This is a genomic window from Nitratireductor sp. ZSWI3 (assembly GCF_024655565.1).
Taxonomy (GTDB): domain Bacteria; phylum Pseudomonadota; class Alphaproteobacteria; order Rhizobiales; family Rhizobiaceae; genus Nitratireductor.
The window spans coordinates 1-18,030 of record NZ_JANKOF010000007.1 but is presented as its reverse complement, the minus strand read 5'-3'; the positions used below and the strand labels follow the sequence as shown (position 1 = coordinate 18,030).

General features: G+C 67.4%; 15 protein-coding genes. 10 read left to right on the top strand and 5 right to left on the bottom strand.

The window, feature by feature from the left end:
* Positions 1-39 precede the first annotated feature (39 nt).
* Both NUU27_RS04205 and NUU27_RS04200 read right to left on the bottom strand, forming a co-directional pair.
* On the bottom strand, positions 40-1,452 hold the full coding sequence (locus NUU27_RS04205) for a sensor histidine kinase (RefSeq protein ID WP_257760809.1): 1,413 nt from the start codon (positions 1,450-1,452) through the stop codon (positions 40-42).
* A complete protein-coding gene (locus NUU27_RS04200) occupies positions 1,452-2,129 on the bottom strand; it encodes a response regulator transcription factor (RefSeq protein ID WP_257760808.1) in 678 nt (225 codons plus the stop codon). The genes NUU27_RS04205 and NUU27_RS04200 overlap by 1 nt, the downstream gene beginning before the upstream one ends.
* A 194-nt stretch (positions 2,130-2,323) precedes the next feature.
* Between NUU27_RS04200 and NUU27_RS04195 the strand changes: the two genes are divergently transcribed.
* The 3 genes from NUU27_RS04195 to NUU27_RS04185 all read left to right on the top strand — a co-directional run bounded on the left by NUU27_RS04195 (position 2,324) and on the right by NUU27_RS04185 (position 5,361).
* Positions 2,324-3,298 (top strand): tripartite tricarboxylate transporter substrate binding protein, encoded by a 975-nt coding sequence (locus tag NUU27_RS04195; protein WP_257760807.1) that lies wholly within the window; start codon positions 2,324-2,326, stop codon positions 3,296-3,298.
* Positions 3,299-3,379: 81 nt separating this feature from the next.
* Positions 3,380-3,811, top strand: a complete 432-nt coding sequence (locus NUU27_RS04190) for a tripartite tricarboxylate transporter TctB family protein (protein WP_257760806.1) — start codon at positions 3,380-3,382, stop codon at positions 3,809-3,811.
* A gap of 14 nt (positions 3,812-3,825) precedes the next feature.
* Positions 3,826-5,361, top strand: a complete 1,536-nt coding sequence (locus NUU27_RS04185) for a tripartite tricarboxylate transporter permease (RefSeq protein ID WP_257760805.1) — start codon at positions 3,826-3,828, stop codon at positions 5,359-5,361.
* Between the two features lie 7 nt (positions 5,362-5,368).
* Here the strand turns inward: NUU27_RS04185 and NUU27_RS04180 are convergent, their stop codons facing one another.
* The 3 genes from NUU27_RS04180 to NUU27_RS04170 are packed head-to-tail and all read right to left on the bottom strand — an operon-like array spanning position 5,369 to position 9,823.
* Positions 5,369-6,256 (bottom strand): DMT family transporter, encoded by an 888-nt coding sequence (locus NUU27_RS04180; RefSeq protein ID WP_257760804.1) that lies wholly within the window; start codon positions 6,254-6,256, stop codon positions 5,369-5,371.
* A complete protein-coding gene (locus NUU27_RS04175; RefSeq protein ID WP_257760803.1) occupies positions 6,253-8,607 on the bottom strand; it encodes a PIG-L family deacetylase in 2,355 nt (784 codons plus the stop codon). The genes NUU27_RS04180 and NUU27_RS04175 overlap by 4 nt, the downstream gene beginning before the upstream one ends.
* A gap of 19 nt (positions 8,608-8,626) precedes the next feature.
* The gene (locus tag NUU27_RS04170; protein WP_257760802.1) at positions 8,627-9,823 is read right to left on the bottom strand and encodes an ROK family transcriptional regulator; all 1,197 of its coding nucleotides are present in this window, start codon (positions 9,821-9,823) and stop codon (positions 8,627-8,629) included.
* Between the two features lie 173 nt (positions 9,824-9,996).
* Here NUU27_RS04170 and NUU27_RS04165 point away from each other — a divergent pair, with 173 nt between their 5' ends.
* From NUU27_RS04165 to deoC, 7 genes are all read left to right on the top strand, one after another.
* Positions 9,997-11,262, top strand: a complete 1,266-nt coding sequence (locus tag NUU27_RS04165; protein ID WP_374565540.1) for an extracellular solute-binding protein — start codon at positions 9,997-9,999, stop codon at positions 11,260-11,262.
* A 65-nt stretch (positions 11,263-11,327) separates the two neighbouring features.
* Complete coding sequence (locus tag NUU27_RS04160) at positions 11,328-12,221, top strand: carbohydrate ABC transporter permease (RefSeq protein ID WP_257760801.1); 894 nt, start codon at positions 11,328-11,330, stop codon at positions 12,219-12,221.
* A 1-nt stretch (position 12,222) separates the two neighbouring features.
* Positions 12,223-13,104, top strand: coding sequence for a carbohydrate ABC transporter permease (locus NUU27_RS04155; protein WP_257760800.1), 882 nt, complete (start codon positions 12,223-12,225; stop codon positions 13,102-13,104).
* Positions 13,105-13,109: 5 nt separating this feature from the next.
* Positions 13,110-14,588, top strand: a complete 1,479-nt coding sequence (gene argH / locus NUU27_RS04150) for an argininosuccinate lyase (protein WP_257760799.1) — start codon at positions 13,110-13,112, stop codon at positions 14,586-14,588.
* A 4-nt stretch (positions 14,589-14,592) separates the two neighbouring features.
* Positions 14,593-15,651 (top strand): ABC transporter ATP-binding protein, encoded by a 1,059-nt coding sequence (locus tag NUU27_RS04145; RefSeq protein ID WP_257760798.1) that lies wholly within the window; start codon positions 14,593-14,595, stop codon positions 15,649-15,651.
* The gene (locus tag NUU27_RS04140; RefSeq protein WP_257760797.1) at positions 15,648-16,556 is read left to right on the top strand and encodes a carbohydrate kinase family protein; all 909 of its coding nucleotides are present in this window, start codon (positions 15,648-15,650) and stop codon (positions 16,554-16,556) included. Before NUU27_RS04145 ends, NUU27_RS04140 begins: the two co-directional genes overlap by 4 nt.
* Positions 16,557-16,684: 128 nt before the next feature.
* Entirely contained in the window at positions 16,685-17,728 is a 1,044-nt protein-coding gene (deoC, locus tag NUU27_RS04135) for a deoxyribose-phosphate aldolase (protein ID WP_374565535.1), read from the top strand.
* Positions 17,729-18,030: the final 302 nt, after the last annotated feature.

Below are 18,030 nucleotides of genomic sequence, written 5' to 3'. Positions count from 1 at the left end.
AAACCATCAGCAGTGCACAAACAATCTTACGCAACATGTTCATGACGCTTTGCTTTCCGACGAGGACAAGGGCAGGTCGAGGCCAATCGTGAAGCTGCCTTCCCCGCGCTCCAGCCGTATCTGACCGTTGTGGAACTCGGCCACCTCGCGGACGATGGCAAGGCCGAGCCCGGCACTTTCCGGCTTGTTCGGATCGATGGCGAAACGGCGGCCGATCTCCGAGGCGTGGCGCGCCGGCAGGCCGGCACCGGCGTCGGTCACGTCGACGGCGGCCCGGCCGCCGGGTGCGACATGCACGCGAAGCCGGACCGGTGCCTTGCCGTGCGCGGCGGCGTTGTTCAAGAGGTTCTTCACGGCCTCGCGCAGGCTGAAGGCGTCGCCGGCGACCATCACCGGCTCTTCCGGCAGATCGAGCCTGACACGCGCCTTGCCGGGGCCGGAGAGCTGGCCGAACTCGCGCTCGGCGTCGATCGCGATGCGGCGCAGGTCGAGCGGCTCCAGTGGCGCCGTGTCGGCCCGGTGCGTCACCAGCGCGTGGCTCAGAAGCTGATCCGTCAGCCGGTTGAGGCCGATGGCGCGGCTGCGGATGCGCTTGTGCAACGCCTTCAGCCGTTGCGGATCGTCCTCCTCCAGCGCCAACTCGCTGTGCGCACGCAGCGCCGTGATCGAGGTGCGGATCTGATGCGCCGAATCGGCGACGTAGTCCTGCATGGCGCGCACGCGCCGGTCGAGCCGGCCCATGAAGCGGTTGATCGCCGCCACCAGCGCCGACACCTCGTCCGGCGCGCGCATCGAAAAGGGCGACAGGTCGAGAGGGTCGCGCTCCAGGATCGCCGTCTGGATGCGCTCCAGCGGACGCATGGCGTAGCGCATGGCGATCAGCGCCAGGATGAGGATCGCCAGCCCCGCGCCGGCGATCACCGTCACGGCCTGGGCGGCAACGCTGCGGGCGAGCTGGTCGCGGCTCACCATCGTGTGGGCGACGACCACATAGATGTCGCCGCTCACCGCACGCTCGGCGAGCCGGCGCGGCATGGCCAGCGCCCGCACCCGCTCGTCGCCGAAGGTCGTCTCGTAGGTCAGGCCGCCTTCGGGAACGGGCTTCGCCTTCGGCAGCGGGAAGGCCTCGTAGCCGGTCAGCGTGGTTCCGTCGGGCAGCGCCACACGGTAGAACACACGCTCATCCTTGGCCAGCGACAGGAGTTCGAAGGCGGAGACGGGAATGTCGACCCGGATCTCGCCCTCGACGACGAAGACGCGCTCGGCGATCTGCAGCGCTGCGCCCTGCAGCAGCCGGTCGAACGCCTCGTTGGCGGCGCGCCGCCCGTAGCCGTAGGCGGCATAGATGGTGGCGGCAACGGCGAGCGTCAGCACCAGCGTCAGGGCGATGGCCAACCGGGCGGTGACCGACAGGCTGCGGCCGGGAGCCGGCTCCCCCGTGATGCGCTGCATCAGGCCTCCGCCTCGGCCACCACCGCCTGGTAGCCGAGCCCGCGCAGGGTCTTGATCTCGAGGCCCGAGCCTTCGATCTTGCGGCGCAGCCGGCCGACATAGAGCTCCACCGCATTGGGATTCTTCTCGCCATCGTGGCCGAACAGCCGCACCAGCAGGTCTTCCTTGTCGAGCACGCGGCCGCGATTGGTCAGGAAGATCTCCAGAAGCGTCTGCTCGCGGCGCGTCAATTCGCAAGGCGTCCCGTCGATGGTGACGCTGCGGGCGGCCATGTCGAAGGTCAGCCGGCCGGCCGACAGCGTCCGGTCCGCCTCGCCGCTCCTGCGGCGGATGATGGCGCGGATGCGTGCCTCGAGCTCGCCGAGATCGAACGGCTTGATCATGTAATCGTCGGCGCCGAGATCGAGCGCATCGATCCGGTCGTTGACGGCAAGCCGGGCCGTCAGCACCAGCACCGGCACGCGGTTGCCCTCGGCGCGCAGGCGTTTCAGGAAGGCGATGCCGGAACCATCCGGCAGGTTGATGTCGAGCACGATCAGGTCGTGACGCGCCATGGCCGCGAAGTGCCAGGCATCCTCCAGCGTTTCCGCCCGGTCGCTGACATGGCCGGCCTTCTCCAGCCGGCGCTCGATGGCCTCGGCAACGTCGCGCGTGTCCTCGACGATCAGAAAATGCATCTTCCCCGCACTTTGACAGCTTCTTGACAGGCTCACCCTATAGGCTCCACCCGGCCAAGAGAACAAGTCTTTGGCTGCCGCTGCCGTACGCCCAAAGGGAATGGGCGTTCCAGGAGGAAATGCGGTAGACTGAACTTTGGAGAGCAGGTCCGGCCGTCTTTAAGGGGCGGGATTGCTCGAGTGGAGGAACTCACATGAAAAAGCTCATCGGCCTCGCGGCCGTTTTCACCCTTGCGTCCAGCCTTTCCGCCTTCGCCTTCGAGCCGGGCAAGACCGAGTGCGTCGCGCCGGCGGCGCCCGGCGGCGGCTGGGACTTCACCTGCCGCCAGGTCGGCAAGACCCTGCAGGACCTGAAGCTGGTGCCGGGGTCCATGCAGGTCACCAACGTGGCCGGCGGCGGCGGCGGCGTCGCCTTTGCCGAAGTGGTCAGCAAGCGCAACGACGACAACAGCCTGATCGTCGCCGCCTCCTCGGCGACCGCCACGCGGCTCGCCCAGGGCGCCTTCCCCGGCAACACCATGGACCAGGTGCGCTGGATCGGCTCCGTCGGCGCCGACTACGGCATCATCGCAGTGGCCAAGAATTCGGCCGTCAACACGCTTCCCGAACTGATGGACATGATCAAGAAGGATCCGTCCTCCGTGTCCGTCGCCGGCGGTTCGGCTGTCGGCGGCTGGGATCATCTCAAGGTGCTGATCGCCGCCAACAAGGCCGGCGTCGAGGATGTCCGGCAGGTCAAGTACGTCGCCTTTGACGGCGGCGGCGAAGCCGTCACGCAGCTTCTGGCCGGTTCGGTGCAGGCCTTCACCGGCGATGCTTCGGAGGCCAAGGGTTTCGTCGATTCCGGCGACATCAAGGTGATCGCTGTGCTCGCCCCCGAGCGCCTGGAAGGCGATTTTGCCTCCTTCCCGACCGCCAAGGAGCAGGGCATCGACGTGATCGGCGCCAACTGGCGCGGCTTCTACGCACCCGGCGGCATGTCGGACGAAGCCTATGATTACTGGGTCGACGCCGTCGGCAAGGTCTACGCCTCCGACGAGTGGAAGGGCATCATGGCCGCCAACGGCCTGGCGCCTCTCGATCTTCAGGGCGAGGAATTCCAGGCCTTCGTGAAGGAATCCATCGAGTCCATCACCAATCTGTCGAAGCAGATCGGCATCGTGAAGTAGCACGGCAAACCGCCATTCGGGCCTGTCGGTCGCCGACAGGCCCGAATTGCATCAAGCGAACACAGGAAAACGGTGCCCGTCATGAGCGACCGCATTTTCGGCGTCTTCGGACTGCTGCTCGCCGCCTTCTATCTGTGGCAGGCGACGCAGATCGAGCTGAGCTTCATCTCCGACCCGTTCGGCCCCAAGGCCTTTCCCTACATGATCGGCATCGTGCTGGCGGTTGCCAGCGGCGTCGTCGTGCTGAGCCCGGACACCGAGCCGGAATGGCCCACCTTTTCGCGTCTGTTCGAGATCGGCGTGGCGACTGCCGTCATGATCGCCTATGCGCTGTTCCTCAAGGAATACGGCTTCATCGCCTGCACGAGCGTTGCCGCCGCTTATCTGTGCTGGCGGCTCGGCGCCCATCCCCTGTCCGCCGTTATCGCCGGCGTCGCCATCGCCGTCGGCATCTATGTCATCTTTCATCTCGTCCTCGGGCTGTCGCTGGCGCGCGGCCCGTGGGGCTTCTGAGCGGGAGGCGCATGATGGACACCCTTGCTTCGCTGGCTGACGGCTTCGCCGTCGCGCTCACCTGGCAGAACCTTTTCCTGGCGCTGGTCGGCTGCTTCCTCGGCACCATCATCGGCGCCTTGCCCGGCCTCGGCCCCTCCAACGGCGTGGCGATCCTCATCCCGCTCGCCTTCACCCTCGGCCTGCCGGCGACGCCGGCCCTGATCCTGCTCACCAGCGTCTATTACGGCGCCATGTATGGCGGACGCATCTCGTCGATCCTGCTCAACATTCCCGGTGACGAGCCGGCCCTGATGACGACGCTCGACGGCTATCCGATGGCGCGGGCCGGCAAGGCCGGCGAGGCGCTGGCCATCTCGGGCCTTGCCTCCTTCGTCGGCGCCTTCTTCGCCACCTGGGGCCTTGTCTTCCTCGCCCCGCAGCTCGTCAAGGTGGCGCTCCTGTTCGGCCCGGCCGAGTATTTCGCCCTCTTCGTGCTGGCCTTCGCCACGCTCGGCGGCGTCGCCAGCCGCAACCAGGCGAAGGCCGCCTTCGCCGCCGCGCTCGGCCTCGGGATCGCGACCATCGGCGTCGACGGCCAGACCGGCGTGCCGCGCTTCGCCTTCGGCGAGGTGCATCTTTACGACGGCATCGACTTCCTCGTCGCCATCGTCGGCCTGTTCGCGCTGTCCGAGGTGTTCATCTTCCTCGAGCATCGCGGCAACGGCAGCGGCGCCGACGCGTCGATGCGGGTCGGCCGGGTCATCCCGCCGTGGAAGATGGTGCGCGAGACGCTGCCGGCCATGGGCCGCTCGACGATCCTCGGTTTCATCGCCGGCGTTCTGCCCGGCGCCGGCGCCTCGCTCGGCTCCTTCATCTCCTATACGTTCGAAAAGCGCCTCTCCGACCGCAAGGGCACCTTCGGCAAGGGCGACCCGCGCGGCATCGCCGCCCCCGAAGCCGGCAACAACGCGGCGGCCGGCGGCGCGCTGGTGCCGATGCTGGCGCTCGGCGTGCCGGGCTCCGGCACCACCGCGGTGCTGCTCGCCATGCTGCTGGCGCTCAACATCACGCCCGGCCCGCTGCTGTTCCAGCAGAATCCGGACGTGGTCTGGGGCCTGATCGCGGCGCTGTTCATCGGCAATCTCATGCTGCTCGCCATGAACCTGCCGATGGTGTCGCTGTTCGTGCGCGTCCTGCTCATCCCGACACGCTATTTGATGCCGGCCGTCGCCATGATCTCCTTCGTCGGCATCTACGGCATCTCCGGCTCCACCTTCGACCTTCTGGTGATGATCGCCTTCGGCGTGCTGGGCTGGGTGCTGCGCAAGCTCGACGTGCCGCTCGTGCCGATCATCCTCGGCGTGCTGCTTGGCGACCAGATGGAAAAGAACCTGCGCCGCGCCATGACCATCCATGACGGCGACTGGACGATGTTGTTCAACTCCTGGCTCGCCATCGGGCTATGGACTTTCGCCGTCGTCGGGTTCGTCCTGCCGCTCATCATCGGCCGTTATCTCCGGCCGAAAATCGCCGACCAGCCGATCGCAGAAGGCGCCGATCCGGACTGATCGTCCGTCAACCTCCCGAGGCGGCGTGGTTTCGCACTTTCGCCGTCCGGTAGGTCAGGAAAGCGGTGGCGGCAACGATGATCGCTGCCCCCGCAACCGTGTTCAGGCTCGGCACCTCGGCGAAGAAGACGTAGCCGACCAGGCCCGACAGGATCAGGCTCGCATAGCCGAGCGGCCCCAGGAAGCCCGCATCGCCCAGCCAGTGGGCGCGCAGGAAGCAGAACTGCGCGGCTTGCGAGAAAACGCCGACGGCGAGCAGGAACGGCCAATGCGCCGCGCTCACAGCGTGCCAGTCCGACAGCGCCGGCATGGCGGTGATGAGCGCCAGTCCTCCCGTGTAGAACAGCATCATCACCACCGGCGGCGTCCCCTTCAGCTGCCGCGTGACGATGATCGCTCCGGTGCCGGCGAGGACGGCGGCAAGGGCCGCCAGCAGCGCCGGCGTCCACGGCACGTTGCTAGGATTGGCGGCGATGAAGGCGCCCACGAGCCCCAGGCCCGCCGCCAGCCAGCGCGCGCCCGGCACCGCCTCGCGCAGGATCAGCGCCGATAGCGCCACCAACACCACCGGCCGGGTGAAATTCATCGTCATGTAGAAGGCAAGCGGCAGGTTTGCCACAGCGTAGAAGCCGCCGGTCAGCGCCACCGCCGACAGCGCCACGCGGAAAAGATGCAGCCCGAGCCGGTCGATGCGGGCGAGCACCTGGCGGCGGCGGACGAGCCAGGGCAGGATCAGCGCGAGACCCGCCAGAGCGCGCAGGAAGACGACCTGCCAGGCCGGATAATCCGCCCCCAGCGCCTTGACGATGGATATGGCCCATATGTTCAGGCCCATATCCGCCATCAGCCAGAGGCCGGCGCGAAGATTGTCCTTCGGCGAGGCGCCTGCGCTCACGGCCTTGCCAGCAGATTGGCCATCAGGCGGAAGGCGCCCGGCACCAGCTTCTCCATCTGATGATGCAGGATCAGCGCCACGTGGCTGTGCCTGCCCTTGCCGATGACCGCCGACAAAAGCGCCCCCTTGTGCGGCGCCTCGTCCGGATCCGCCATGGAGAGGAGCGGCTGGTAGGCCGCGTCCCAGCTCTTGGCGAAATAAAGCCCGCGCTCCTTGTGCCAGCCGGCCCAGTCGTCGTCGGAGATGCGGTTCGGCAGGGTGAGCAGCGGGTGATCGGCGATAAGATGCGCCACCGCGGCATTCTCGTCGGTCACCCGCCAGCGCAGCGAGGGCTTGCCGATCTCCAGCCGGCGCGGCGGCACGGTCTCGGGATCCCATGCATCGCGCGGTCGGTGATAGAGCGTGACGAGATTGCCGCCCGCCTCCACCCAGTCGTGGACAAGCGGCATCGCCGCCCTCAGCGCCGGCCGGGTGCGGACCGCGAAAATGCCCACCAGCAGCGTGTCGAAGGCCTTCAGGCCATCGGCTGTCAGCGCGTCGTCGGCAACCTCCGTCACGTCGAGGCCGAGCGCGCGCAGCCAGTGGCCGACATGGTCGTTGCCGCCGCCCACATAGCCGATGCGGACGTCCGGCAGCGCCGCTTCGAGCACGCGCACGCAGAGCGCGGCCGGAAAGGCGCGCGACCGTACCCCGATATGCGGATAGGCGATGCGGTGCGCCGTCATCGCCGCCTCGCCGTCGAGCTTCAGGGGCAGCCGGTAGAGACCGGGCGCCACATCCTTCGGCGCCGTCACGCGCACTGCCCCGGCCGCGATCTCGACGCTCCAGCCCTCCGGCAGGTCGAGCGCGGGTGCTGCGCTCGACGGGAAGAGATCGGCGATCCGCGTCTCGACGGTGCGCCCCTCTGCAGCAAGGTTGATGAGCGCCCGGTCTGGAGCGAGCGCCGCCGAGCGGGCCGGCAGCACCACGGGCGCCGTCTCCAGCGGCAGCAGCGTCTCGGCCGACACGCCGTCCACCGTCACGCCGACACGCATCGCCGGCAGCCGCGCCCGGCCTGGGCTGTGATGCGCCGGATAGGGATCGGAAGGCTGCGCATCCCTGGGCACCCTCACGGCGCCGTCGGCAAAGACCCAGCCCTTCGGCAGAACCGGCGAGACCTCGGCCACCGCCCCCGCCGTCCCGACGCTCAGCGCGGCGCTCTCGCCGGGCCGCAGCACATCGCTCGCCAGCGTGGCATGCAGTTCCACGCCGCAGGCGATGCGCATCACGTGGGAGAGCTGCTGCTCCTTCGCCGCCAGCCGGTGCAGAACCTCGCCGCGCGCATGTGCCGGGCAGGCATCGCGCGCCGCGCGCACCTTCGCCAGCGCAGCCGCCGCATGGCGCGCGATGTCGTCGGCGTTCGGGAACGCCGCGATCGCCGCGTCGCATTCGGCCTGCGCGGCCTTCAGCTCCGGATCGATCTCGCCAGCCCCCACGAAATCGGCGAGTTGCGACAGGTCGGCGGGCAGTCCATCGGTGAGCCGGTGGTCCGCGCCCTCCACCTGCGAGCGCACCAGATGCAGCGGCCAGTCCATCCTGGTCCCGTACGGCACCCAGCGGCCCATGCCCTGGGTGCGGTGGAAGGCACGCGACTGCTCGCCGATCTGCGCCCAGCTCCAGCCCGTCACCGGATCTTCGCCGGACGCCTTCACCGTCAGCGTCGCGTTGGGCGGCGGCAGGTCGTCATCATAGGAATCGCCGGCGCCGGACCAGGCCGGCAGGTAGAGCTTCTTCACCTGCCAGACCGGCAGGTCGACGGCCGGGAATGTCGGGTCGGCGGCGGCGCTCATCACGTCGTGCGCCAGCTCCGTCATGGCGCGGTGATGGCCGTGCTGGCCAGGAATGTTCAGGAAGGTCGGGCAGATGATGTCCGGCCGCTCGATGCGGACGATCTCTACAAACCGCTTCAGCGTGCGCTCGCGGCCCCATTTCTCGAGCGTCTCGGCGCCGCTCTTGGAGAAGCCGAAATCGAAGATCGGATCGTCCGGCGTCTGCGACAGCCAGTAGAGATTGAGGTTGAGGACATCGGCCGCCCGCTCCATTTCGGCGGTGCGGACGACGCCGAGATCATGGGCGACCTCGGTGCCGATGTCGTTCTGCCCGCCCTCGCCGCGTGTCGAGCAGGCATAGGACAGCGACAGGCCGTCGCGAAAGGCCAGCACGGCCAGCATCTCGGAGGTCTCATCGTCCGGATGGGCGCCCGTGTTCATGAAGGACACGCACGATTTCAAGGGCGCCAGGGCGCGCCACAGGCGGACGATGCGTGGGCTGCGCGCCTGCGCGGCAATGCGGTCCTGAGCGGAAACGGGCATTCCAAACCTCCCGGAGATGTCAAGTCTTCGCGGCGATGCGCGGGGTGATGGTGTCATGGATGACGAGGGCGGCCCCGCCGAGAGCGGCGGTCAGGCGGCCGCACGCCCCGCGCAGAATGCGCGGCGTCTGGCGATCGGGCCGCACGGCGACGGAACCGCCCGGAAGGGCGAGCCCGGAGATCAGGTGATCGAGCACGGCGTCGGGCATCGCGCCGCCGAGGATCACCGTTTCGGGATCGAACAGGTTCTCGATCATGCCGATCGCCTGCGACAGCGGCTCGGCCGCCTCGTCGAGCCAGGCCATCAGCGCCGGGTTCCGGTCGCGATAGAGACAGTCGATATCGTCGGTGCTGGTCAGGGCGATGCCCGCCTCGGCAAGCCGTGCCCGCGCCGCGATGCGGCTCGCATAGGTTTCCAGGCACCCCCTGTTGCCGCAGGCGCATTGCCGCCCGCCGGGCCGCACCACCACATGGCCGACCTCGCCCGCATTGCCGAAGGCGCCACGCTGCACCTCGCCGTCGGCGACCATGCCGAGACCGAGGCCGGCGCCGAAATAGATGAAGCAGAAGGTGCGCAAGCCGGCGGCGACACCGCGCACCCGCTCGGCGACCGCCGCCGCCGTCGCGTCGTTCTCGATAATGACGCCCATCTCCAGCGCCTCCTCGAACAGGGCCGCCGCGTCGGTGTCCTCCCACCCCTGCAGGGCGGACTGGCCGGCGCCGGAAATGCCGACATTGCCGAACGGGCCGGGCATCACCACGCCCGCTCCCAGCATCCGCTGCCCGGCCGGCCGAGTTTCGAGCGCGGCGGCGCGGATCCTGCGCGCCATGGACGCAACCGTGACCGGCGCATTGTCGGCCAGCGCCTCACGCGTCGTGAACAGGGTCTCGCCCTCGAGGTTCACCAATGCGCCGAACATGGCGTCGGGCCTGACCTCGATGCCGAGGGCCGCCGCCCCGTCGCCGTTCAGCCGGTACTGCAATGCCGGCAGGCCGCGCCCGCCGGTCTGCCGCCCGGCTTCCAGAAGAAACCCGTCCTCCTCCAACTCGGCGATGATATTGCTGACCGCCTGCGTCGAAAGGCCTGAGATGCGGGCGATCTCGGCACGGCCGATCGGCTGCTGTTCGCGCACATGGCCGAGCACCACCTGGCGGTTGTGCAGGCGGCTGCGCTCGGCATTGGAGCCGACGATGCGGCGTGGGCTCGTGATCTTCATACACGCCTATTAATTCAAGTAACTTGAATATTCAACTTGATTGAGTTAAACCCGGAAAATTCCACCGGACATCAAGGATCCGGCCGGACAGAGGGTGAATGGTGCCGCGAGCGGAAAGACACGGGGTGCGCCGATGCGCGCCCGCCGCGAGGGTTTTACAGGGAGCAAGAGCAATGAAGTCGATGAACAGATTTCGCACGTTCGTTCTGGGCGCGGCCACCGCGGCGCTGACGGCCGCCTCCGTCACCGCCGCCTCCGCGGTGGAGATCGAGTACTGGCAGTATTTCTTCGAGGCGCGCATCACCGCCATGGAGAAGCTGATCGAGAATTTCGAGAAGGCCAATCCCGACGTCACGGTCAAGATGACCCATTTCCCCTATGACAGCTATCGCACCAAGGTGGCGGCCGCCATTCCTGCCGGCCAGGGTCCGGATGTGGTGCAGCTCTTCTACGGCTGGCTGAACGATTATGTGGAAGCCAAGCTGATCCAGCCGCTGCCGGCCGACGCCTTCCCGCCCGAGAAGATCGAGGCCGAGTTCTTCCCCATGGTCAAGGCGATGCGCATGGGCGACAATTACTGGGCGCTGCCGACCGCCGTGCGGTCGCTCGCCCTCTTCTACAACCAGCGCATGTTCGACGACGCAGGCATCGACCACCCGCCGACCGATCTCGACGAGCTGGTCGAGATGGCGCAGAAGCTCACCCAGAAGGACGGCGCCGGGAACCTGACCGCGGTCGGCCTCACCACCGGCATGACCGCGCAGGATCACCACTGGATCCGCGAAGTGCTGATCCGCCAATATGGCGGCGAACCCTATCTCGACGACTACAAGACAGTGAACTACAACAACGAGACCGGCATCGAGGCCTTCACCTTCTACAACGACCTGCAGGCCAAGCACGGCGTCACCAAGGCCGCCTTCATGGACGAGCCGCAGGCTGCCTTCAAGGCGGGCCGCGCCGGCATGCACATCGACGGCTCCTTCCGCATCGGCGCGCTGGAAGGCGTGCGCGGCCTGAAATGGGGCGTCGCCGAACTGCCGGCCGGTCCGGACGGCACCAGGTCCAACTACGCCTCCTATTGGGTCAACGCCATCACCTCGAAGGCCGAGGGCGAGAAGCTCGCCGCAGCCGTCAAGTTCATGGAGTACCTGACCTCGGACGAGGCCATGCAGATCTGGCTGGAGACGGTCGGCGAGCTGCCCGCCAAGCCGTCCGCGGCGATGACCGAGAAGAACGTCAACGATCCGGTCTACGGCCCCTTCATCAAGGGCCTCGAATACGCCAGGACCACGGTGTTCGCCAATGAGAGCGCGCAGCGCCAGGTGATGGTCGACATGATGCAGCGCATCGAGCTGCAGGGCCAGCCGGTTGCCGAGAGCGTCGCCCAGGCGGCCACTGAGGAACAGAAGATCCTCGACGAATACTACAAGAAGTGATGCGCCGGGCGTCCGGGTTCGCCCGGGCGCCCCGTCACCTCGAGGTCTGGCAGCGGAACGGGGCCATGCGCTTCTATCACAATCTCACCATTTCGCAGAAGCAGATCGTCTGGGCCTGGGCCTTCCTGGCCCTGCCGGTGCTGTTCTACGTCGTCATCCGCTTCTACCCGACGGCCAACGCCTTCGTCCTGTCCTTCCAGGAGTGGAACCTTCTGGGCGCACGCTCCTTCGCCGGCTTCGACAATTATGTCCGGCTCTACAACGACCCGGTCTTCTGGAAGGTGTTCCGCAACACCTTCATGTATCTGATCCTCGGCACGCCGATCAGCCTCGTGCTCTCCTTCGTCATCGCTTACCATCTCGACAAGGTGCGCTTCATGCACGGCACCATCCGGGCGCTCTATTTCCTGCCCTTCATGACCAGCGCCGTGGCCATGGCATGGGTGTGGCGCTGGTTCTACCAGCCGGTGCCGATCGGCGTCTTCAACAATTTCCTGGCGAGCTTCGGCTTCAGTCAGATCCAGTTCCTGAGCTCGACCACCAATGCCCTGCCCTCGGTGCTGGCGCCCGCCATCTGGGCCGGCCTCGGCTTCCAGGTGATCATCTTCATGGCCGGCCTGCGCGCCATCCCGCAGAGCTATTACGAGGCCGCGCGCATCGACGGCGTGTCGAGCTGGACCGTGCTTTGGGAGATCACCATCCCGCTCCTGAAGCCGACCATCGTCTTCCTGGTGGTGTTCTCCTCGATCGGTTTCCTCAGGATCTTCGATCAGGTCTACAACATGACCACCAACAACCCCGGCGGCCCGCTCAATTCCACCAAGCCGCTGGTGCTCCTGATCTACGACACGGCCTTCAACGGCTTCAATATGGGCTATGCGGCGGCGCAGACCGTGGTGCTGTTCACCATCCTTCTGATCGTCAGTCTGATCCAGCTCCGCATCTTGAGGGACCGCTGACATGGCTGCCCAGGACGTCGCCATCAAGGCTTCGAGCGACACGCTCTTTTCCGGCTCCTCGCGCGCCTCGCGCCGCAATATGGGCCAGTTCATCCGCTGGGCGCTGCTGTTTTCCGGCGGCGTGCTGATGGTCATGCCGATCGTCTTCATGCTGTCGACGTCGCTGAAATTCCCCTTCGAGGTCTACAATCTGAACCTGATCCCCGAAGAGCCGACCATCGAGAACTACACCTATGTGCTCGAGGACGGCCGCTTCTATCACTGGTTCTGGAATTCGCTGATCGTCGCCACGCTGACCACCATCTCGGCCGTCTTCTTCGATGCGCTGGTGGGCTATGCGCTGTGCAAATTCAGGTTTCCGGGCCGCTACCTGATCTTCATCGCCATCCTGTCGACGCTGATGATCCCGACCGAGATGCTGGTCATCCCGTGGTACCTGATGAGCAAGAGCTTCGGCTGGCTCGACACCTATTGGGGCATCATGTTCCCCGGCATCATGACGGCCTTCGGCACCTTCCTGATGAAGCAGTTCTTCGAGACGGTGCCCGACGATTTCCTGGAAGCGGCGCGCATCGACGGGCTGAACGAATTCCAGATCTGGTGGCAGGTGGCAATGCCGCTCGTGCGCCCGGCGCTCGCCGCGCTCGCCATCTTCGTCTTCCTCGGCAACTGGACCGCCTTCATCTGGCCGCTCATCGTCACCAATTCCGCCGACATGTACACGCTGCCGGTCGGCCTCTCGAGCTTCGGCGACGAGGTGGACGTCGCCTGGGAGCTGATCATGACCGGCGCCGCCATCTCGACGCTGCCAACGCTGGTCGTCTTCCTGGTCTTCCAGCGCTTCATCATTCGCGGCGTCGTCATGGCCGGGCTGAAAGGGTAAGGTCGATGGAGAAATTCCCCCATCCCGTCTACAAGGACACGGTGCTGGCGCCGCTGTTCGAGGGTGTCAAGGCGCACTATGTCGGCGCCTTCCGCGCCATCAACCGCGCCCACCTCGTCATGCTGACGGAAACCGGCATCCTGAAGCAGGAAGACAGCCGGCAGATCGCCGCCGCCCTCGTCGACATCGACGAGACGGTCGACGTCGCCGCGCTCACCTACACGGGCGAGGTGGAGGATTATTTCTTCCTCGTCGAGGCCGAGCTGAAGAAGCGCCTCGGGCCGGACCTTGCCGGCATGCTGCACACGGCCCGCTCGCGCAACGACATGGACCACACGGTCTTCAAGCTCACCCTGAAGCGACATGCCGACACGCTCATCGCCAAGGCCCATGCGCTGGCCGCCGCCCTGATCGACAAGGCCGAGGCCGAGCGCGACACGCTGATCGTCGCCTACACGCACGGCCAGCCGGCCCAGCCCTCCACCTTCGGCCATTATCTGGCGGCGGCTGTGGAAGTGCTTCTGCGGGACATCGAGCGCCTGCAGGCGGCGCGCGCCAACATCGACCATTGCCCGATGGGCGCCGCCGCCATCACCACCAGCGGCTTTCCCATCGACCGGCAGCGTATGGCCGATCTGCTCGGCTTTGCCGGCCCGTTGCGCAATTCCTACGGCTGCATCGCCTCGGTCGACTACGTCACCGGCTTCTACGCGGCGATCAAGCTCGCCTTCCTGCATCTCGGCCGGCTCATCCAGGATATGCAGTTCTGGTCGGCCTTCGAGGTCGGCCAGCTCCACGTGCCGGGCAGCCTGGTGCAGATCTCGTCCATCATGCCGCAAAAGCGCAACCCGGTGCCGATCGAGCATCTGCGCCATCTCGCCTCGATGACCGCAGGCCGCGCCGACGCCATCGTCAACACGATGCACAACACGCCCTTCACCGACATGAACGACAGCGAGGGCGAGGTGCAGGTGGCGGGCTATGCCACCTTCGAGAGCGGCGGGCGCGTGCTCGACCTTCTCGCCGCCCTCGTCAGCGCCGTGTCGATCGATGCCGGCCGGGTGGCGAAGAACATCGACGCCGCCTGCATCACCGTCACCGAGCTCGCCGACACGCTGGTGCGGCGCGAGGGCCTGTCCTTCCGCCAGGCGCACGAAATCGCCGCCACCACGGCGCGCGCGGTGATCGCCGCCGGCGAGCCGCTCGGTGCCGGCTTCGCAGCCTTCACCGCCGCCTTCCGCGCGCTTGCCGGCCGCGACAGCACGCTTGGCGAACCCGCCTTTGCCGAAGCTGTCAGCGCCCGCCATTTCGTTGCCGTGCGCGAACGGTTCGGCGGCCCCGGGCTGCAGGCCATGGACGAGGCACTCGCCGCCTATCGCGCAACGCTTGCCGCCCTTTCGGAACAACAGGACGCCGGGCTTGCCCGTGCCGCCAAAGCCGAAGCCACGCTCGACGCCGCCTTCGCCGCCCTTCTCCAGGAGTAGACCCTTGGCCACGCTCTCCCTTCGCAATCTCGTCAAGACCTACGGCAAGGTGGAGGTGCTGCACGGCATCAGCCTCGATGTGGCCGACGGCGAGTTCGTCGTCTTCGTCGGCCCGTCGGGCTGCGGCAAATCCACCACGCTGCGCATGATCGCCGGCCTCGAGGAGGTGTCGGGCGGCGAGATCCGCATCGGCGAGCGTCTCGTCAACGATCTGGAGCCCAAGGACCGCGACATCGCCATGGTGTTCCAGAATTACGCCATCTACCCGCACATGTCGGTGCGCAAGAACATCGGCTTCGGCCTCAGGACCGCAAAGATGCCGAAGGCCGACAAGGAAAAGCGCATCGAGGAGGTGGCCGCCATCCTCGGCATGGGTGACCTTCTGGAACGCCGGCCCAACCAGCTTTCCGGCGGCCAGCGCCAGCGCGTCGCCATCGGCCGCGCCATGGTGCGCGATCCCGCCGTCTTCCTGTTCGACGAGCCCTTGTCGAACCTCGACGCGCAGTTGCGCACGCAGATGCGGCTCGAGATCAAGAAGCTGCACCAGCGCGTCGGCAACACCATCATCTTCGTCACCCACGACCAGGTGGAGGCGATGACCATGGCCGACCGGATCGTCATCATGAAGGACGGCTACATCCAGCAGGTCGGCACGCCGCTCGAGGTCTACCACAAGCCGGCGAATACCTTCGTCGCGCAGTTCATCGGCGCCCCGTCGATGAACATGCTGCCCGGCACGTGGACCGGCGGCGGCGTCAGGCTGGCCGACGGTCTCGGCATCGAACTGCCGCGACGCAACGCCACCGAGGGGGCGGAAGTAGTGCTCGGCCTGCGCCCGGACGATCTGCTCGTGACGGACAGGAAGGGCCTGTTCTCCGGCACTGTCAACATCGTCGAGCCGCTCGGCGCCGATACGCTCGTCTATGTCGGCGTCAACGGCCACGAGGTCATCGCCAAGGCGTCCGGCCGCGAGCCGCCGCAGCCCGGGCAGACCGTCGAGCTCACCGCCGATGCGGGCGAGATGCACCTGTTCGACGCCGCGAGCGGGGAGGCCCTGCCGTGACGCAGGCTCTGCGCTCCGGGCGTTCCGGCCGGGTGCTCTCGGTCGGCCGGCTCTATTGCGACCTGATCTTCACCGGCCTGCCGAAGATGCCGACGCTGGGCGAGGAGGTGTTCGCCGGCGGCTTGTCGGTCAAACCAGGCGGCGGCGCCTTCATCACCGCCGCCTATGTGGCGGCGCTCGGCCGTCCCGCCTCGCTCGCCTCGGCCCTGCCCTCCGGTCTTTTCGCGGCGGCCCTGATCCCCGATCTCGAGGCGAGCCGCGTCGATCTCTCCGTCTGCGCGCCCTCGCCCGACACGCTCGATCCGCAGATCACCGTGGCCATGGCATCGGGCAACGAGCGCGCCTTCCTGACGCAGCGCGCCGGTCCGGCCGTGCCTGCCGGCTTCGAGGCCGCCCTTGCCTCCGGCCGTTTCTCGCATCTGCACATCGGCGAGCTGGCGACGCTGGTCGAGGAGCCGTCGCTGGTGCGGCTGGCGCGCGCCGCCGGCCTGTCGGTGTCGCTCGATTGCTCCTGGGACGAGGCGGTGCTGGCGCGCGACGACCTTGCCGGGCTGATCGCCTCGGTCGACATCTTCCTACCCAACGAGACGGAGGCCGACCGGCTCGGCATCACCGCCTCCGCCCCGCCGCCGGCCCCGCTCACCGTGGTCAAGCGCGGCGCCGAGGGATCCGTCGCGATCTCCGCCGAAGGCGCGGTCTCCGTCAAGGCGCGCCCGGTCGAGGTGGTCGATTCGACCGGCGCCGGCGACGCCTTCAATGCCGGCTTCATCGACGCCTGGCTCGCCGGCCTGCCGGTTGAGCGCTGCCTGCAAGCCGGCAATCGCTGCGGCGCCGAAGCCGTCACCCGCATCGGCGGCGCCTCCGACCTGCCCGATCTCGACAGGCTGCCCGCCGAACGCGCATAGGCGCCGCACCACGAGGGCGGCAGGAAGGCTGTTGTGCCGGTGCCCCCGGCGCAGGCAAGTGTGATAAGCCTTGTCACGACCGCCCGTCTCATGAAAGATGCGGCGAAATCGTGTCGTGTGAGTTCACCATGAGTGGAAAGTCCGAACAGTCCATGACCGGCGGTGCCAGTGTTTATCCCCTGCCGCGCGCGGCGGACAATGCGGGTAGGAACGCCGGCCTCCTGCCGCGCAATCCCGGCATGCCGCTGGACACGGCCTGGCTGGAGGCCGTGCGGCACATCAACCGCAGCGCGCTGGAGCGCCGTGTCGACACGCTCGGCAAGCGCCGCTCGATCAAGAAGGATCACCAGGCCGCCTGGCTCCTGCGCGCCATCGCGGTGATGGATCTGACGACGCTTTCCTCCGACGATACGCCCGACCGGGTGCTGCGGCTCTGCGCCAAGGCGCGCAACCCGCTGCGGCCCGACATCGCCGCCGGCCTCGGCCTCGGCGAGGCCGACATCCGCCCGGCAGCCGTCTGCGTCTACCATCCCTTCGTGGCGACCGCCGTCGAGGCGCTGGCCGGCACCGACATCCATGTGGCGGCTGTCTCCACCGCCTTCCCGCACGGGCTGGCGCCGCTGTCGACGCGCATCGGCGAAATCCGCGCCTCCGTCGAGGACGGTGCCGACGAGATCGACGTGGTGATCCCGCGCGGCCTGGTGCTCGGCGGCCACTGGGAAGAACTCTATGACGAGATCGCCCAGTTCCGCGAAGCCTGCGGGGCGGCGCATCTGAAGGTCATTCTCGGCACGGGCGATCTGGCGACGCTGCGCAACGTCATGCTCGCCTCGATGGTGGCCATGATGGCCGGCGCCGATTTCATCAAGACATCGACCGGCAAGGAGAGCGTCAACGCCACCCTGCCCGTCGGCCTCACCATGGTGCGGGCGATCCGCGCCTATCACGAGCGCACGGGCATCCATATCGGCTTCAAGCCGGCCGGTGGCATCTCGACGGCCAAGGCCTCGCTCGACTGGCTGGTCTTGATGAAGGAGGAGCTCGGCCGGCGCTGGCTGGAGCCGGACCTGCTGCGCTTCGGCGCCTCGAGCCTTCTGACCGACATCGAGCGGCAGCTCGAGCATCACCTGACCGGGCGCTATTCGGCCGCCCATCGCCACGCCATGGCGTGACCATGCTTCGACGCCGGCGCCCCTTCGCGCACCCCCCTCTGCCCTGCCGGGCATCTCCCCCTCAAGGGGGGAGATTGTATTGCATTGATCTTAATGCCCGTTATGCGGCGTCGATGATTGCAAGCGGTCATCGATGCCAGCCAATTTCCCCCCTTGAGGGCAGGGCAATCGCCTATGGTCTTTCTTGCAGGCTCCGCCTGCGACCCCCACCCGTCCTTCGGACCCCTCCCCTCAAGGGGGAGGGAAGAAAGGCTGTGCGCTCGATCATTCCCCTCCCCCTTGAGGGGAGGGGTAAGGGGTGG

Excerpts from the sequence above, each read along its gene's own strand:
- NUU27_RS04175 (WP_257760803.1), bottom strand. The coding sequence starts at position 8,607 with ATGCCCGTTTCCGCTCAGGACCGCATTGCCGCGCAGGCGCGCAGCCCA.
- NUU27_RS04190 (WP_257760806.1), top strand. The coding sequence starts at position 3,380 with ATGAGCGACCGCATTTTCGGCGTCTTCGGACTGCTGCTCGCCGCCTTC.
- NUU27_RS04200 (WP_257760808.1), bottom strand. The coding sequence starts at position 2,129 with ATGCATTTTCTGATCGTCGAGGACACGCGCGACGTTGCCGAGGCCATC.
- NUU27_RS04185 (WP_257760805.1), top strand. The coding sequence starts at position 3,826 with ATGGACACCCTTGCTTCGCTGGCTGACGGCTTCGCCGTCGCGCTCACC.
- NUU27_RS04165 (WP_374565540.1), top strand. The coding sequence starts at position 9,997 with ATGAAGTCGATGAACAGATTTCGCACGTTCGTTCTGGGCGCGGCCACC.
- NUU27_RS04205 (WP_257760809.1), bottom strand. The coding sequence starts at position 1,452 with ATGCAGCGCATCACGGGGGAGCCGGCTCCCGGCCGCAGCCTGTCGGTC.
- NUU27_RS04170 (WP_257760802.1), bottom strand. The coding sequence starts at position 9,823 with ATGAAGATCACGAGCCCACGCCGCATCGTCGGCTCCAATGCCGAGCGC.
- NUU27_RS04160 (WP_257760801.1), top strand. The coding sequence starts at position 11,328 with ATGCGCTTCTATCACAATCTCACCATTTCGCAGAAGCAGATCGTCTGG.
- deoC (WP_374565535.1), top strand. The coding sequence starts at position 16,685 with ATGAGTGGAAAGTCCGAACAGTCCATGACCGGCGGTGCCAGTGTTTAT.
- argH (WP_257760799.1), top strand. The coding sequence starts at position 13,110 with ATGGAGAAATTCCCCCATCCCGTCTACAAGGACACGGTGCTGGCGCCG.
- NUU27_RS04195 (WP_257760807.1), top strand. The coding sequence starts at position 2,324 with ATGAAAAAGCTCATCGGCCTCGCGGCCGTTTTCACCCTTGCGTCCAGC.
- NUU27_RS04155 (WP_257760800.1), top strand. The coding sequence starts at position 12,223 with ATGGCTGCCCAGGACGTCGCCATCAAGGCTTCGAGCGACACGCTCTTT.